Raw genomic sequence first — 14629 nt, 5'->3', positions numbered from 1 at the left:
TCGATAGGCTAATGGCAGCTGTTAAAGCAGTGTGATTGCGCCGACGGTGCCCGCGTGCTGCCATGGCAGGCCCAACACCAACGCCTGGAGTTGCTCCGTATCCAACTCCATTTCAGAGCCTTGGCGAATGCCTGGCCGGTGGAACTTGCCTTGGTTCAAACGGCGAGCCGCCAGCCAGATCCCGAAGCCGTCATGCACCAGAACTTTCACCCGAGTGGCGCGGCGGTTGGCGAACAGATAAGCACAGTGCGGCTTCGCCGCACCGAACACCGCGATCACTCTGGCTAATGCCGTCTCGGTACCGGCGCGCATGTCCATCGGCTCAGTGGCGAGCCAGATGGAATCGATGCGGATCATCGCAGCAAGTCTCGAAGAAAGATCGCGCAGGCAGCAGCACTTTCGGTTGGCCAGTTCACTTTGACGGTGCCCCGTGGGTACTGGATCTCAACGCAGATATTCGCCGATGCTGCGTTCGGATTTGCTCCGGCCAACTGGATGGGTAACGGAATGAATGCAGGTTACAGCACCATGCTTTTCTGCGCATGCACCCGAATCCATTTGTGGACGAGATTAGCGTTGAGGCTATGGCTGAGGGCGATGCCGGCAATCGAAGCGCCGGGCTGGGCACACTCTTGAATGACCTGAGCCTTGAAGGACTTGGAGTAGGAACGGCGTTGTGGCTGCATAAAATACCCGCTTAAAAGGCTAGAGCTGGTGCCCACTTAAATTTAAGTGCACACCATGTCTTGGCTTTGCGAGGCCGTGTAGATGACTTGGCCGGACGGATACCCTGATTCTCCATCGGTTTGCTTATAAGTTGCTACATGACGATAGCGCAGAGGGCGTTTGGGCAAGTGGGGGGAACTGCACTCCCCCAATTTCCGTACCAATGGGTAGGTTTTAGCGCGTGAAATCGCGTAGGCCTAAGTATGAAACGCCCAGTTTTATTGACCCTGGCTATCTAGAAAACACCCCCTAGCATGTCGGTGTAATTCTGTTCCAGGAACATGAAACTACCTGTGGGATTTTACGCAAAGGGCAAAGGTACGGTGACGGACACGGCGCTGCAAGCGTGAAGCGACGGCATCACTCGTCGCGACCTTCCATCATGGTGCGTTTGAGCATCACATAAACCGCTCCGGCGCCGCCGTGTTTCGGTTGGCACGACGTGAAGCCGAGCACCTGTGAATGCTGACGTAGCCACGTGTTGACGTGACTCTTGATCATCGGCCGCTTGCCGTCCAGACGCACGGCCTTGCCGTGGGTAACGCGCACGCAGCGGATTTCGAATTTGGTCGCTTCAGCCAGAAACGCCCATAGCGTTTCACGGGCCTTTTCCACGCTCATGCCGTGCAAATCGAGGCTGCCTTCGAACGGAATCTGTCCGATCTTGAGCTTGCGCATCTGGCTTTCCTGGACACCGTCGCGGGCCCACATCAGCTCATCTTCGGGGCCCACATCAATGACGAACTGATCGGACAGCCCATCAACGGTGGTGGCATCGGTGCGCACTGTGGCAGCTTGGCGCAGCTTGGCGATTTGTGTGCGGTCGGCCTTGGGTTTGCCGGTTTCGGCGCGATCGTGCTTGATCGGCTTGACGCCTTTGATCGCGCTTTTGAACAGGAAAAAATCGTCGTCTTGCATGTCAGCCTCCGCGAAGGGTGGCCAGTTTACCCAAGTCGGGACGAATGGGGCGCGACAAAACGTCCGGCTTTGGGCTTAGTCGTGTTTTTTCATCAGGTGCGGGGCCATGTTCAGCGCTTGCGACTGGCGCGAGCGACGACGGCAGCGGCGCCACAGCCACACGCCGATGTACAGCACGAACAGGCCAACGGCCAGAATGATCGCCGAGCCCAGCGGGCTGGCATTCAACTCGCCCAACGCCGGTGGCCGTCCCAGCAGACTGGCCGCGCCGGCCATCGCCAGCAACACGCCGCACATCGCCAGCAGGGCAGCGAACGCTGCGCCGAAGCGAAAACGCCAGTTGCTTTGGCCCTTGGGCCGCAAGCGGCGTGCATCAAAACCATCGGATAACTTCATTCCGACCTTCCTCAATGGGTATCGGCCCTTCGACCGGGAGTTGACCGGGATGTTCCTGAGGCTAGGGCAATTACAGCAAATGAGAGGCTTTTGCGGATGAGCGGCGGTATAGACCGCTCATTGAAAGTCAATCAGATCAGCTCGCGGGTCAGGGCGAGGGTGGCGAAGTTGTCCGCCATGATCGCCATTTCGGTCTGCTGAACCTGTTCGGCGCTGAGGATTGAGCCCTTGCAGGGCAAATCCCGCGTCGCGCAGGCATCTTCCACCAGAGTGCAGCGAAAACCCAGGTTCTTCGCCGCGCGCACGGTGGTGCTGACGCTGGAGTGACTCATGAAGCCGCAGACGATCAGGTCGAGCGAGCCCAGTTGTTGCAGGCGATCGTATAGTTCAGTGCCGTGAAACGCACTCGGCAGCAATTTGCCAATGATGGTTTCGTCGACCTGCGGCTCCAGGCCCGGGATGAACTCACCGCGCTCGCCCTGCGGGTCGAACAGCCCACCGACAGTGCCGAGATGACGCACGTGCACGATCGGGCGACCTGCCGCACGGGCAGCGGCCAGCAGTTGTTTGATGTTCGCGACGGCAGTATCCATGCCGCTCAGTGCCAGGGGGCCGCTGAGGTATTCTTTCTGGGCATCGATGATGACAAGGGTCGCATGACCCAGATTGGCCGCTGCATAACCACGGCCGCTGAGTTGAAACATCGTTTTTGGAACGGACATTCTGGGGCTCCTTCGAGTGGGGCTTTTGCGACATTGTCCTCTGGCTGAGCGCTTCTGTGAATCGCTACCATCGTAGGCACCGCCGTTGTTGGCTCGCAGCCTTGTCAAGATACTCGTTCTGTTCAATAGCCTGCTGAAAAAATAGAAGAATCCTACATCTGATCCGGTGTTTTTCCTGCGTCGTCGCGGCGCCTTTTGGCTGTTAGAATCGTCAGTCGTTTTTTCTGGAGTTTGCCCCCGTGATCACTTCCCGACTTCGTACCCTGCGTGACCATATCCGTTGGGCCGTCAGCCGCTTCCATGGGGAGGATCTGTTTTTCGGCCATGGGACCGACAACGCCTGGGATGAAGCCCGTCAACTGGTGTTGGGTGCGCTGCACTTGCCATGGGAAATCGCTGACAGCTATCTGGACTGCCGTCTGGAAGAAGACGAGCTGGTCCATCTGCAACGCTTGCTCAAGCGCCGTATCGAGGAGCGCATTCCGACCGCTTACCTGCTGGGCGAAGCCTGGTTCTGTGGCCTGTCGTTCATTGTCGACGAGCGCGTACTGATTCCGCGTTCGCCAATTGGCGAGCTGATCGAAAAACGTTTCGAGCCGTGGCTGGGTGCCGAACCTGCGCGCATTCTTGACCTGTGCACCGGTTCCGGTTGCATCGGCATCGCCTGTGCTTACGAGTTTCAGAACGCCGAAGTGGTACTGGCCGACCTGTCGTTCGAAGCGCTGGAAGTGGCGAATCAGAACATCGAGCGCCACGGTGTCGACGAGCGGGTGTTCACTGTTCAGGGCGATGGTTTCGATGGTTTGCCGGGTCAACGTTTCGACCTGATCGTGTCGAACCCGCCTTACGTCGATGCGGAAGATTTCGCTGACATGCCGGATGAGTATCAGCACGAACCCGAGCTGGGCCTGGCCTGTGGCGATGATGGTTTGAACCTGGTGCGCCGCATGCTCGCCGAGGCAGCGAATCATCTGACCGAGAAGGGTTTGCTGATCGTTGAGGTGGGTAATAGCCAGGTTCACGTCGAGTCGTTGTACCCGGAAGTCGACTTTGCCTGGCTGGAGTTCGAGCGCGGTGGGCATGGGGTGTTCATGCTGACAGCGGAGCAGTGCCGTGATCATCAGGCGCTGTTCGCTTCTCGCGTCTGACCGTAGAAAGCCTTCGCGGGCAAGCCTCGCTCCTACAGATTTTGTCGTGTCCAAATGATGGGTACACACTAAACCTGTAGGAGCGAGGCTTGCCCGCGAATGGCCCCGCCGCGATCTCAAGTCTTCAGCGGTGCGTAGCAATCCAGATCAACAACCCCGCCTGAAACACCGCAAACGCCACCAGACAGGTAATGGTAAAACGCAGCCCGGCGTCCTCGCGTTTGTACTTGCTGACCTTTTCTTCGTGCTTCTTCAGTTTGACTTCCTGTTCCGCCAGGTTCTGCTCGGCTTGCTGGAGCATTTGCGCGGCTTCGAGGATTTCCACCAGTTGCAGCTTTTCGCTGTTCCAGTCACCCAGCAAATCGCCGACTTGTACCTCTTTAACACTGCCCTTCAAATGCTGGGCATCGGCGTAGACCACGTCAAAACCGTGCACCCGCAGAAAGTGATCGCGGCGCAGGCGAGTGTCTTCGTTCAGCGCATCCTTGTTGTTCAGGTCAGTGCCGTCGACGGTGTAGGCAGGCCATCTTTTCTTCGCCCAAGTAATGCCATGAGCCGCCATGAAACGCCCGATGCCGCGGTTCATCGGCTCGATCTGCAAGCCGCTTTCCGGCCCGAAATGCACACGTTTGGTGGCGTGATCGGCCCACACGTCCAGATGATTCTGTTCTTTGCGCACCCGCTGGGCCGGCAGCTTGATGGTCATGCGCAGCAGGCTGTGTTCCTTGCTGTTGCGTTCGGCATAACCGAATTCGACAAAGCGCAACGGCCGTCCGCCAGTGTTGCGGTCGGTTTGCAGCGGCGCCAGGCGGAGCATTTTGTGGTGCTCGACGTGGACGTCCGCCCACGGCAGCTCGACCGCTGGCGATGCGTCTTTTTCAGCGGTGGTGTCGGGTGAAGTCTGGGTATCAGTCATAACGGCGAGATCCTGTCCAAGCCCTGCTTGCCGCCAGCCATTGCGCTGGCGACAAAGGCTTATCGGCCGTTTTTTTCAGGACTGGAGGGCAAACAGCGCTTAACTGGGGCGAAGTCCGTCAATAAACTCGAGGATTCGCGCGCCGAGTTCGGCCGCCAGCGGCAATTGCGGATCTTTATAGGAGGCCAATTGCCGTTTCACGTCGTTGGGCACGATGCGCATCACGTGGTTCATGCCTTCGATCAGCGCCAGTTCGGCGTCCGGCTTGGCGGCCTTGAGCGCCTTGGCGTCACCCACACCGACCTGAATGTCGTTGCTGCCCTGGATGATCAGCGCCGGCATTTTCAGTTTGGCAAAAGCGGCGGCCGGGTCCTGGCGAAACAGCGATATCAGATACGGCTGCACGCTGGGGCGGAAAATCACCTGCAACTGCGGCGGCACGTTGTCGTCGGTGTGGCCGGCCTTGAGGCTGTCGAGCAGCTCATTGCTGCGCAGCATCAACGGCGGGGGCAGACGATTGCTCAACTGCTGGCGCAGCACCTGATCGATTGGCCGGGCGCTGCCGGACATGGAAATCACCGCTGCGGCATCGACGCTTGGCGCCGCCAGGCTGGTGATCAACGCACCTTCACTGTGGCCCAGCAAAATCAGTTTGCCAAAACGCGGATCGGCCTTGAGCTTTTGCCCCCAGGCCACGGCGTCGGCCACATAGGCCTCCACCGACAGATTGCGTTCGTCCGGAGTCGCAGCGAGGCTCGCCGCGACACCGCGCTTGTCGTAACGCACACTGGCGATGTTGTGTTTGGCCAGCACCCAGGCCAGCCGTTTGAGGCTGTCGTTGCGTCCGCCGTCGGGGTTGTTTCCGTCACGATCCGTAGGGCCGGAGCCGGAAATGATCAGGACAACCGGCACAGGCGTGTCGGACTTGGGCAGCAACAGCGAGCCGAAAAGCTCGCCGCTGCCCGTGTCCAATGTGATCGGGCGTTGCAGGACAGTGGCCTGTGCAAAGCCGGTAAACAGGGTAAGGCTCAAGGCTAGAACTCGCAGCATCATCACGCCATCAACAACAAGGTGCCGGTTGGACTCGCAGGCACCCATAAGGTTCGAGGATGAACTAGTCGGGTAGCCTGCGTATACTGGCGCGTATTACGTATTTTAGGTTCGATTTCACGGAGCGTCCTGCATGTCCGGCAATACCTACGGCAAGCTGTTCACTGTCACCACCGCGGGCGAAAGCCATGGTCCGGCGTTGGTCGCCATTGTCGATGGCTGTCCGCCGGGCCTGGAGATTTCCCTTGAGGACCTGCAGCGCGATCTGGACCGGCGCAAGCCCGGTACCAGCCGCCACACCACCCAGCGTCAGGAAGCCGACGAAGTCGAAATCCTCTCTGGCATATTCGAAGGTCGCACCACCGGTTGCGCCATCGGCCTGTTGATCCGCAACACCGACCAGAAGTCCAAGGATTACTCGGCGATCAAGGATCTGTTCCGCCCGGCCCACGCCGACTACACCTACCACCACAAATACGGCGAGCGCGATTACCGCGGCGGTGGTCGCAGCTCGGCCCGTGAAACCGCCATGCGCGTGGCGGCAGGGGCGATTGCGAAAAAGTACCTGGCCACCCAGGGCATCGTCATTCGTGGCTACATGAGCCAGCTCGGCCCGATCGAAATCCCGTTCAAGACCTGGGATTCGGTGGAAGAGAACGCCTTCTTCAGTCCCGACCCGGACAAAGTGCCGGAGCTGGAAGCCTATATGGACCAGTTGCGTCGTGACCAGGATTCGGTCGGCGCGAAGATCACCGTGGTCGCCGAAGGCGTGATGCCCGGTCTCGGCGAGCCGATCTTCGACCGCCTCGACGCGGAACTGGCCCACGCGCTGATGAGCATCAATGCGGTCAAAGGCGTGGAAATCGGTGCCGGTTTTGCCAGCATCGCCCAGCGCGGCACCGAACACCGCGATGAAATGACCCCCGAAGGTTTTCTCAGCAACAACGCCGGCGGCATTCTGGGTGGCATCTCGTCCGGTCAGCCGATCGTTGCGCATCTGGCGCTCAAGCCGACATCGAGCATCACCACGCCGGGCCGTTCCATCGACATCCATGGCAACCCGGTTGAGGTTGTCACCAAAGGTCGTCACGACCCGTGCGTCGGCATCCGCGCCACGCCGATTGCCGAAGCGATGATGGCCATCGTGTTGATGGATCACCTGCTGCGTCACCGTGGGCAGAACGTCGATGTACGCGTGAGCACTCCGGTGCTGGGTCAGCTTTAATGGCTGACCTTATAGCCGCTGCGGTCTGACGACGTGGCGGCGCTCCCGTACTGGCGGCTCTCCAGTTTCTATCTGTTCTATTTCGCCTTGCTCGGTTCGACGGCGCCGTTTCTGGCGCTGTATTTCGATCACCTGGGCTTTTCCAGTGCGCGTATTGGCGAGCTGGTGGCGATCCCGATGCTCATGCGCTGCGTGGCGCCGAACATCTGGGGCTGGCTCGGTGACCACACCGGGCGACGTCTGGCTATCGTGCGTTTCGGCGCGGTCTGTACGCTGCTGACCTTCTCGCTGATTTTCGTCAGCAAAAGCTACGTGTGGCTGGCGATGGTCATGGCCTTGCACGCGTTCTTCTGGCACGCGGTGTTGCCGCAGTTCGAAGTCATCACCCTGGCGCATTTGCAGGGGCAGACGTCTCGCTACAGCCAGATCCGCTTGTGGGGTTCCATCGGTTTCATCATTACGGTGGTTGCCCTCGGGCGGTTGTTCGAATGGCTCAGCCTGGATGTGTATCCTGTTGCACTGGTGCTGATCATGGCCGGGATCGTCGTCAGCAGTTTGTGGGTGCCCAACGCCCAACCGGTCCAGAGCGATCGGGTGACGGGGGAGGGGTTCCTCAAGCAATTGCGCAACCCTGGGGTATTGGCGTTCTACGGTTGCGTGGCGTTGATGCAAATGAGCCACGGCCCGTATTACACCTTTCTGACGCTGCACCTTGAGCGACTCGGTTACAGTCGCGGGCTGATCGGCATGCTCTGGGCGGTCGGCGTGGTCGCCGAAGTCTTGATGTTTCTGGCCATGAGCCAAATCCTTGCGCGCTTCTCGGTGCGCCGGGTGCTGCTGGCCAGTTTCCTGCTGGCGGCCCTGCGTTGGTTGCTGCTAGGTTCCTTTGCCGAATTCCTCTGGGTGCTGCTGTTTGCGCAGGTGTTGCACGCGGCAACCTTTGGCAGCTTTCACGCGGCGGCCATCCAGTTCGTGCAACGTAGCTTCGGCGCCCGTCAGCAAGGCCAGGGCCAGGCGCTCTACGCAGCACTGGCCGGCACCGGCGGTGCACTGGGCGCGTTGTATTCCGGCTACAGCTGGAATGCCCTCGGCGCCACATTGACCTTTAGTATTGCCAGTCTCGCAGCCTTCGCCGCTGCCGTTATCATTGCCACACGTATGCAAGAGGACAGGCCATGAGCCTTACCCGTGAACACCTCGCCCAGGAAATCATCGAAGCCGGGCGCTTTCTGTATGGCCGCGGCTGGTCGCCGGCCACCAGCAGCAATTATTCGACCCGACTGTCGCCGACCGAAGCCTTGCTGACGGTGTCTGGCAAGCACAAAGGCCAGTTGGGCCCTGATGATGTGCTGGCCACTGATTTGTCGGGCAATAGCCTGGAGCCCGGCAAAAAGCCGTCCGCCGAAACCCTGCTGCACACTCAGCTTTACAGCTGGCGCCCTGAGATCGGCGCGGTACTGCATACCCATTCGGTGAACGCCACGGTGCTGTCGCGCCTGACGCCGGAAGCGTTCATCGAATTTGAAGATTACGAGCTGCAAAAGGCCTTCAGCGGCGTATCGACCCACGAGTCTCGGGTGCGCGTGCCGATTTTCGACAACGATCAAGACATTGCGCGGCTGGCCGCCAAGGTGCAGCCTTGGCTCGACGCCCATCCCGATTGCGTCGGCTACCTGATTCGCGGCCATGGCCTCTACACATGGGGCGCGCGCATGAGCGACGCGCTGCGGCAAATCGAAGCCTTTGAATTTTTGTTCGAATGCGAGTTGAAGACTCGCAGCGTGTTGAACCGTTAAGGCTTACTTCGCCTGAAGTCGCCCCATCGCCTGATGAAATGCGCTGTCTGACCGGCCTGTAAAAAGCCGGAAGGCGGCGCCGATACCGAGGAATTGCCCCATGAGCAGCCTGTCCGTTTATCACGTTTCAAGTCCCGAAATACCGAACAAGGTGCTGACCCACTTCGAAGACATCGCCTCGACCCTGGCCGAACAGGGCGTGCGCTTCGACCGTTGGCAAGCCGCGGCGAAAATCCAGCCCGGTGCCAGCCAGGAAGAAGTGATCGCCGCGTACCAGGAGCAAATCGACAAGTTGATGACCGAGCGCGGTTACATCACCGTCGACGTGGTCAGCCTGAACAGCGATCACCCGCAAAAAGCCGAATTGCGCGCCAAGTTCCTCGACGAGCACCGCCATGGCGAAGACGAAGTACGATTTTTCGTCGCAGGCCGTGGCTTGTTCACCCTGCACATCGGCGATTACGTCTACGCGGTGCTCTGCGAGAAAAACGACCTGATCTCGGTCCCGGCCGGCACGAAGCACTGGTTCGACATGGGCGAGCATCCGCATTTCGTTGCGATCCGTCTGTTCAACAACCCGGAAGGTTGGGTGGCGAACTTCACCGGCGACAACATCGCCAGCCATTTCCCGGGTCTCGAGGACTGAACCGATGCCGATCAAAGCGATTCTCACCGACATCGAAGGCACCACCAGCGCGGTGAGTTTTGTGTTCGACGTGTTGTTTCCCTACGCCGCCAAACACCTGCCAGAGTTTGTTCGCCAGCACGCCGAACGCGCGGATGTAGCAGAGCAGCTGGCGGCTGTTCGCCGGGACAACAGTGAACCTGACGCCGACGTCGAGCGAGTGATCGAAATCCTGTTGGACTGGATCGCCGAAGACCGCAAGGCCACGCCGCTCAAGGCGTTGCAAGGCATGGTCTGGGAGCAGGGTTATCAGGCCGGACAGTTGAAAGGCCACGTTTACCCGGACGCCGTTGAAGCGCTCAAGCGCTGGCACCAGGAAGGCTATCAACTGTTTGTGTATTCTTCGGGCTCGATTCAGGCGCAAAAACTGATCTTCGGTTGCTCGGACGCGGGAGATTTGTCGCCACTGTTCAGCGGCTATTTCGACACCACTTCGGGGCCCAAGCGCGAAGCGCAGTCCTACGAGCGCATTACACAATCCATCGGCCTGGAAGCGGCGCAGATTCTGTTTCTGTCGGACATCGTCGAGGAGCTGGACGCGGCGCGTGCGGCTGGCATGGCAACCTGTGGTTTGGCCCGTGAGGGCAGGGAGTTGGCAGGGCATGTGACGGTGCACAGTTTTGCCCGGATCGATCCTTCAGCCCTGTAAACCCATAATCTGTAGGCGCAGAGCTTGCTCGCGAAGACGGTGTGTCAGGCAACATCAATGTTGAATTGCACACCGCTTTCGCGAGCAAGCTCTGCTCCTACAGGGATTGCGCGACTGTTACGGTTTATGCCGAGTGATAGGTCGGCAGGGCAAACCGTTGCTGGCTTTGCAACATGGAGATTTGCGGCAGTTCGCTGGCTTGTTCGGCGATGTCACGGCGAATCGCGCTGATCACCCACGACAGCTGATCGCCGGCATGCAATTGCTGGTAGGAAATCGAACGTTTGAAGACTTTGCCTTCCTGGCTGCGCAGGGTCAGCAGAATGCCGCCGTCAGGCCGTGGCTGGGTGGTCACTTCGAAGTTGGAGAACAGCGACGAAAATTTTTCCTGGATCAGGCTCATGTCTATCGGCTCCGTGAGTGCTTTAAAGGGCAACAATGGAGAGGTAGTTGCAGTGATTGTGCCAGCGTCCTATTTTTTAAAACTTTATATAAATCAATAGTTTATCTTTTTAATGTTTTTTGGCCTTCGTGCAATTTGCATGAATGGCCATCGTGCATCCTGCATTTTGCGTGGTCGTCGACAACTGGATGGAACCAGGGTTCCACTTTTCGAAGGTCTCGGCCGAACGCTTCGGTCGCGGATACAAAACATTGCAAAAACCGCGTGTACAGCTCAAGAAGCGCTGACGTATTTTCGGCCTCAATCAACGCCACCCGACAATAAGAAAATCGAACGGGAGCAACCATGAGCCGCACGCTGAACGACACGATCACCTGGGGCATGATGCTCCGCAAGCTGCCTTCCATTGCCAGAGCCATTCCGCGGGTGGTGAAGGGCATGAAAGTCGCCAACATCAAGGACCCGACCCAACCGTGTGGTCTCGGCTGGAGCTTCGAGCAGGCGACGTTGCGCAATCCCGATGGCCCGGCCTTGCTACAGGGCGAGGTGGCGCTCACTTATGCACAGGTCAATCAATGGGCCAATCGCATCGCCCATCACCTGATCGCCCAAGGTATCGGCAAGGGCGACGTGGTGGCGATCTTTATCGAGAATCGTCCGGAACTGTTGGTGACAATATTGGCGGTGGCCAAGGTCGGCGCGATCAGCGCCTTGCTCAATACCTCACAGACCCGCGACACCCTCGCTCACAGTCTGAACCTGGTGGCACCCGTGGCGATCGTGGTCGGAGAAGAGCTGGTTCCGGCCTTCAATGCGGTCCGCGAGCGGGTGTCCATCGACGCGACGCGCACCTGGTTTGTCGCCGATCAAGACACTTACCGTCATCCGGGCAATTCGCCCGATGGCTTCATCAACCTGATGACGGCCAGCTGCGACGCGTCCAGCGATAACCCCGTCAGCAGCCGGCAGGTTTTTTTCGACGACCCTTGTTTCTATATTTACACCTCGGGCACCACTGGGTTGCCCAAGGCCGGTGTGTTCAAGCACGGCCGCTGGATGCGCAGCTCCGCCAGCTTCGGGCTGATTGCCCTGGACATGCAGCCCCAGGACATCGTCTATTGCACCTTGCCGCTGTACCACGCCACCGGGCTCTGCGTGTGCTGGGGCTCGGCGATCAGCGGGGCGTCGGGGTTTGCCATCCGCCGCAAGTTCAGCGCCAGCCAGTTCTGGAGCGACGTGCGCAAATACCGGGCGACCACCCTCGGTTACGTCGGCGAATTGTGTCGCTACCTGGTGGATCAACCGCACAGCGTCGACGACAGTCGGCACAGCGTGACGAAGATGATCGGCAATGGCCTGCGTCCCGGTGCATGGAGCGAGTTCAAGACGCGTTTTGCCGTCGACCATATCTGCGAGCTCTACGCCGCCAGCGACGGCAATATCGGCTTCACTAACATTCTCAACTTCGACAACACCATCGGTTTTTCCCTGATGTCCTGGGAGCTGGTGGCGTACGACCACAACAGCGGCGCACCCACGCGCGATGCCAAGGGCTTCATGCGTAAAGTGGCCAAGGGCGAGCAGGGTCTTTTGTTGGCGAGGATCGACGACAAGGCTCCGCTGGACGGCTACACCGATCCGCAGAAGACTGCAAAAGTCGTGCTTCACGATGTGTTCGTGAAGGGCGACCGTTACTTCAATACCGGTGACCTGCTGCGCAATATCGGTTTTGGCCACGCACAGTTTGTTGATCGCTTGGGCGACACCTACCGCTGGAAGGGCGAAAACGTCTCGACCACCGAGGTCGAAAACATTCTCTTGCAACACCCGCATATCGCCGAAGCCGTGGCTTATGGCGTGGAAATCCACAACACCAACGGGCGGGCGGGGATGGCGGCAATCACTCCGGCCGAATCTCTGGCGACGCTGGATTTCAGCGAGTTGCTGGCTTTCGCCAGGCAGCAAATGCCTGCCTATGCGGTGCCACTTTTCCTGCGAGTGAAAGTGAAAATGGAGACTACCGGGACCTTCAAATACCAGAAGACGCGACTCAAGGACGAAGCCTTCGACCCGAACAAAACCGGCGATGACCCGATTTACGCCTGGTTGCCGGGTACCCAGACTTACGTGCAAGTCACCGAGCAGGTGTTGGCGGACATTCGCGCTGGCAGGTACCGCTATTGATGTGGTCTTTATTGAATGTGGCTCTTATTGAATATAGCTATGGCAAACCATGAGAAAAAAGAAGTGACAGGTTCCGGACCGCTCGGGAAACTATCCGCTTTCCGATTGACCGACTGTGGAGTCCCCAATGTCAGACAAAAGCCGCCAGATGACCCCCGAAGAGGCTGCTGAATTTGCCGAACAGGTGTTCAACAAAGCGCGCGAGGGCGATGCGGCCATGATGGCTGCGCTACTGACCAAGGGCCTGCCGCCGAACCTGCGCAACCACAAGGGCGACACCTTGCTGATGCTCGCCGCCTACCACGGCCATGTCGACACGGTAAAAGTCCTGCTCGAGCACAAGGCCGACCCCGAAATCCGCAACGACAACGGCCAGAGCCCGATTGCCGGCGCGGCGTTCAAGGGTGATCTGGCGGTGGTCAAGGCGTTGGTGGAGGGGGGCGCGCAAGTGGAAGGTTCGTCCTTCGACGGTCGCACTGCGCTGATGATGGCGGCGATGTTCAACCGCGTCGAAATCATTGACTACCTGATCAGCAAAGGTGCCGATCCGAAAGCCAAGGACGCCAGTGGTGTATCCGCGCTGGATGCGGCCAAGACCATGGGCGCGGTGGATACCACCGCGCAGCTTGAGAAGTTGCTCGGCTGATTCCCAATGTGGCTGCGGGGCTTTTGTGGCGAGGGAGCTTGCTCCCGCTCGGCTGCGAAGCAGTCGTAAACCCGGCGAATGCGGTCTATCTGAATGACTGCGGTGGCTGATTTTGGGGCTGCTTCGCAGCCCAGCGGGAGCAAGCTCCCTCGCCACAGATTCATGCCAGGTCCCGCAATCCGTTTTCGAATGCGCTATCCTTCGCGCCCTCATAATTCCCTCGCTACAGGATCCACCTCATGAAAGCCGCACTCGTCGAACTCATCAGCAAAATCAGCTCCGGGTGCATGGGCGAGGACGAAATCCTGAAAGTCGCTGACGAAGCGGCTCAGGCCTACGCCGATCCCGAGGCTTTTCTGACGGCCAATCCGGACATCAACTACGACGATACGTTTCCGATCCCGCTGGGTGAGTGGATGGTCGTCGGCAGCCTGCCGGAAACCGTGCTGTTCCAGGCTGACACCTACGTGGACCTGTTTACGCAGATTGTCGCCTCGTTCGGCCCCGGCGTTGAGTTCAACATCAAGCCCAAGCAACTGGCCAAGACTGAAGCGCTCACCGCGCTCAACCGCATTCAAGTGCAGATGAGCAGCATGAACAAAGAGAACGGCGGTTACGTGCTGATGAACTTCAGCCAGTTGCTCGACGACGAACTGCAAGTGGTGTTGGTCTACGGTAACGACGTGCCACGGGTTCTTGAGTTATGCGCTGAAGTCGGCATCGCCGCTGCGCCATCCCTGGAAGCCTTGAAAGTGGCGATCCACGTCTGAAACCGTCTACGACGGTAATAAAACGGAACCCTCGTCACGCCCGTCTATCCTAAGAGTGCATACCACTTTTCGGGAGCGTCACCATGGGTTCCACGTTCAACAGCCTGGTCGGTCTGATTATTCTTGCCCTGGATATCTGGGCCATCATCAACGTGCTTAAAAGTGGCGCCGAAACCGGGATGAAAATCATCTGGGTGCTGTTGATCCTCCTGCTGCCGGTGCTGGGCCTGATCATCTGGGCCATCGCCGGACCGCGAGGCGACGTGCGGATCTGACCGGTTTCCCGAAAGCAACACCGAACCTGTGGGAGCGTGGCTTGCCCGCGATGCAGGCCCTGCGGTCTGTCAGCTACACCGCGGTGATCCTATCGCGGGCAAGCCCGCTCCCACAGGGCA

At 59.1% G+C, this 14629-nt stretch carries 18 protein-coding genes; 10 read left to right on the top strand and 8 right to left on the bottom strand.

Annotated features, from left to right (window positions below; all coding sequences use genetic code 11):
• Nucleotides 1–21: 21 nt before the first annotated feature.
• The 5 genes from tnpB to ACA044_RS21010 form a co-directional block, all read right to left on the bottom strand.
• A complete protein-coding gene (tnpB, locus tag ACA044_RS21030; RefSeq protein ID WP_497443099.1) occupies nt 22–357 on the bottom strand; it encodes an IS66 family insertion sequence element accessory protein TnpB in 336 nt (111 codons plus the stop codon).
• A gap of 161 nt (nt 358–518) precedes the next feature.
• Complete coding sequence (locus ACA044_RS21025) at nt 519–686, bottom strand: transposase (RefSeq protein WP_497443098.1); 168 nt, start codon at nt 684–686, stop codon at nt 519–521.
• Nucleotides 687–1086: 400 nt separating this feature from the next.
• Complete coding sequence (locus ACA044_RS21020; protein WP_497443097.1) at nt 1087–1644, bottom strand: Smr/MutS family protein; 558 nt, start codon at nt 1642–1644, stop codon at nt 1087–1089.
• A gap of 75 nt (nt 1645–1719) precedes the next feature.
• Nucleotides 1720–2040 (bottom strand): hypothetical protein, encoded by a 321-nt coding sequence (locus ACA044_RS21015; protein WP_497443096.1) that lies wholly within the window; start codon nt 2038–2040, stop codon nt 1720–1722.
• Nucleotides 2041–2171: 131 nt separating this feature from the next.
• Nucleotides 2172–2762: a cysteine hydrolase family protein gene (locus tag ACA044_RS21010; RefSeq protein WP_497443095.1), complete on the bottom strand. Its 591-nt coding sequence runs from the start codon at nt 2760–2762 to the stop codon at nt 2172–2174.
• A gap of 239 nt (nt 2763–3001) precedes the next feature.
• On the opposite strand from ACA044_RS21010, the gene prmB reads away from it, so the two are divergent.
• Complete coding sequence (gene prmB, locus ACA044_RS21005; RefSeq protein ID WP_497443094.1) at nt 3002–3910, top strand: 50S ribosomal protein L3 N(5)-glutamine methyltransferase; 909 nt, start codon at nt 3002–3004, stop codon at nt 3908–3910.
• Nucleotides 3911–4034: 124 nt separating this feature from the next.
• Here the strand turns inward: prmB and ACA044_RS21000 are convergent, their stop codons facing one another.
• Both ACA044_RS21000 and ACA044_RS20995 read right to left on the bottom strand, forming a co-directional pair.
• On the bottom strand, nt 4035–4826 hold the full coding sequence (locus ACA044_RS21000; protein WP_497443093.1) for a hypothetical protein: 792 nt from the start codon (nt 4824–4826) through the stop codon (nt 4035–4037).
• Between the two features lie 99 nt (nt 4827–4925).
• Nucleotides 4926–5924 carry an alpha/beta hydrolase gene (locus ACA044_RS20995; RefSeq protein WP_497443092.1) on the bottom strand — a complete coding sequence of 333 codons (999 nt, stop codon included), beginning with the start codon at nt 5922–5924 and terminating at the stop codon, nt 4926–4928.
• A gap of 85 nt (nt 5925–6009) precedes the next feature.
• Here ACA044_RS20995 and aroC point away from each other — a divergent pair, with 85 nt between their 5' ends.
• The 5 genes from aroC (at nt 6010) to mtnC (ending at nt 10231) form a co-directional block, all read left to right on the top strand.
• Nucleotides 6010–7101 carry a chorismate synthase gene (aroC, locus tag ACA044_RS20990; RefSeq protein ID WP_497443091.1) on the top strand — a complete coding sequence of 364 codons (1092 nt, stop codon included), beginning with the start codon at nt 6010–6012 and terminating at the stop codon, nt 7099–7101.
• A gap of 33 nt (nt 7102–7134) precedes the next feature.
• Nucleotides 7135–8280: an MFS transporter gene (locus ACA044_RS20985; protein ID WP_497443090.1), complete on the top strand. Its 1146-nt coding sequence runs from the start codon at nt 7135–7137 to the stop codon at nt 8278–8280.
• Nucleotides 8277–8897 (top strand): methylthioribulose 1-phosphate dehydratase, encoded by a 621-nt coding sequence (locus ACA044_RS20980; protein WP_497443089.1) that lies wholly within the window; start codon nt 8277–8279, stop codon nt 8895–8897. The genes ACA044_RS20985 and ACA044_RS20980 overlap by 4 nt, the downstream gene beginning before the upstream one ends.
• A gap of 100 nt (nt 8898–8997) precedes the next feature.
• Nucleotides 8998–9543 (top strand): 1,2-dihydroxy-3-keto-5-methylthiopentene dioxygenase, encoded by a 546-nt coding sequence (locus ACA044_RS20975; RefSeq protein ID WP_497443088.1) that lies wholly within the window; start codon nt 8998–9000, stop codon nt 9541–9543.
• A 4-nt stretch (nt 9544–9547) separates the two neighbouring features.
• The gene (mtnC, locus tag ACA044_RS20970; protein ID WP_497443087.1) at nt 9548–10231 is read left to right on the top strand and encodes an acireductone synthase; all 684 of its coding nucleotides are present in this window, start codon (nt 9548–9550) and stop codon (nt 10229–10231) included.
• A 124-nt stretch (nt 10232–10355) separates the two neighbouring features.
• On the opposite strand, the gene ACA044_RS20965 is transcribed toward mtnC, so the two are convergent.
• Nucleotides 10356–10634, bottom strand: a complete 279-nt coding sequence (locus ACA044_RS20965; RefSeq protein WP_497443086.1) for a DUF3509 domain-containing protein — start codon at nt 10632–10634, stop codon at nt 10356–10358.
• 345 nt (nt 10635–10979) lie between these two features.
• On the opposite strand from ACA044_RS20965, the gene ACA044_RS20960 reads away from it, so the two are divergent.
• From ACA044_RS20960 to ACA044_RS20945, 4 genes are all read left to right on the top strand, one after another.
• Entirely contained in the window at nt 10980–12818 is a 1839-nt protein-coding gene (locus ACA044_RS20960; RefSeq protein ID WP_497443085.1) for a long-chain-acyl-CoA synthetase, read from the top strand.
• 127 nt (nt 12819–12945) lie between these two features.
• The gene (locus tag ACA044_RS20955; protein WP_497443084.1) at nt 12946–13464 is read left to right on the top strand and encodes an ankyrin repeat domain-containing protein; all 519 of its coding nucleotides are present in this window, start codon (nt 12946–12948) and stop codon (nt 13462–13464) included.
• Between the two features lie 239 nt (nt 13465–13703).
• Entirely contained in the window at nt 13704–14234 is a 531-nt protein-coding gene (locus tag ACA044_RS20950) for a hypothetical protein (RefSeq protein ID WP_497443083.1), read from the top strand.
• 83 nt (nt 14235–14317) lie between these two features.
• Nucleotides 14318–14509 carry a PLDc N-terminal domain-containing protein gene (locus ACA044_RS20945; protein ID WP_038979785.1) on the top strand — a complete coding sequence of 64 codons (192 nt, stop codon included), beginning with the start codon at nt 14318–14320 and terminating at the stop codon, nt 14507–14509.
• The last annotated feature ends 120 nt before the right edge of the window (nt 14510–14629 follow it).

It is taken from the genome of Pseudomonas sp. LBUM1673 (assembly GCF_059695645.1).
Note: the sequence above shows the minus strand (reverse complement) of the source record. Positions and strands in the feature narration are given on the sequence as shown.

What these genes read in the sequence shown, in the direction of transcription:
- ACA044_RS21020 (WP_497443097.1), bottom strand. Translation starts at nt 1,644, where the DNA reads ATGCAAGACGACGATTTTTTCCTGTTCAAAAGCGCGATCAAAGGCGTC.
- ACA044_RS21025 (WP_497443098.1), bottom strand. Translation starts at nt 686, where the DNA reads ATGCAGCCACAACGCCGTTCCTACTCCAAGTCCTTCAAGGCTCAGGTC.
- ACA044_RS20980 (WP_497443089.1), top strand. Translation starts at nt 8,277, where the DNA reads ATGAGCCTTACCCGTGAACACCTCGCCCAGGAAATCATCGAAGCCGGG.
- ACA044_RS21015 (WP_497443096.1), bottom strand. Translation starts at nt 2,040, where the DNA reads ATGAAGTTATCCGATGGTTTTGATGCACGCCGCTTGCGGCCCAAGGGC.
- ACA044_RS21000 (WP_497443093.1), bottom strand. Translation starts at nt 4,826, where the DNA reads ATGACTGATACCCAGACTTCACCCGACACCACCGCTGAAAAAGACGCA.
- ACA044_RS20965 (WP_497443086.1), bottom strand. Translation starts at nt 10,634, where the DNA reads ATGAGCCTGATCCAGGAAAAATTTTCGTCGCTGTTCTCCAACTTCGAA.
- ACA044_RS20960 (WP_497443085.1), top strand. Translation starts at nt 10,980, where the DNA reads ATGAGCCGCACGCTGAACGACACGATCACCTGGGGCATGATGCTCCGC.
- ACA044_RS20945 (WP_038979785.1), top strand. Translation starts at nt 14,318, where the DNA reads ATGGGTTCCACGTTCAACAGCCTGGTCGGTCTGATTATTCTTGCCCTG.
- mtnC (WP_497443087.1), top strand. Translation starts at nt 9,548, where the DNA reads ATGCCGATCAAAGCGATTCTCACCGACATCGAAGGCACCACCAGCGCG.
- ACA044_RS21010 (WP_497443095.1), bottom strand. Translation starts at nt 2,762, where the DNA reads ATGTCCGTTCCAAAAACGATGTTTCAACTCAGCGGCCGTGGTTATGCA.
- ACA044_RS20950 (WP_497443083.1), top strand. Translation starts at nt 13,704, where the DNA reads ATGAAAGCCGCACTCGTCGAACTCATCAGCAAAATCAGCTCCGGGTGC.
- ACA044_RS20995 (WP_497443092.1), bottom strand. Translation starts at nt 5,924, where the DNA reads ATGGGTGCCTGCGAGTCCAACCGGCACCTTGTTGTTGATGGCGTGATG.
- tnpB (WP_497443099.1), bottom strand. Translation starts at nt 357, where the DNA reads ATGATCCGCATCGATTCCATCTGGCTCGCCACTGAGCCGATGGACATG.
- ACA044_RS20975 (WP_497443088.1), top strand. Translation starts at nt 8,998, where the DNA reads ATGAGCAGCCTGTCCGTTTATCACGTTTCAAGTCCCGAAATACCGAAC.
- ACA044_RS20955 (WP_497443084.1), top strand. Translation starts at nt 12,946, where the DNA reads ATGTCAGACAAAAGCCGCCAGATGACCCCCGAAGAGGCTGCTGAATTT.
- aroC (WP_497443091.1), top strand. Translation starts at nt 6,010, where the DNA reads ATGTCCGGCAATACCTACGGCAAGCTGTTCACTGTCACCACCGCGGGC.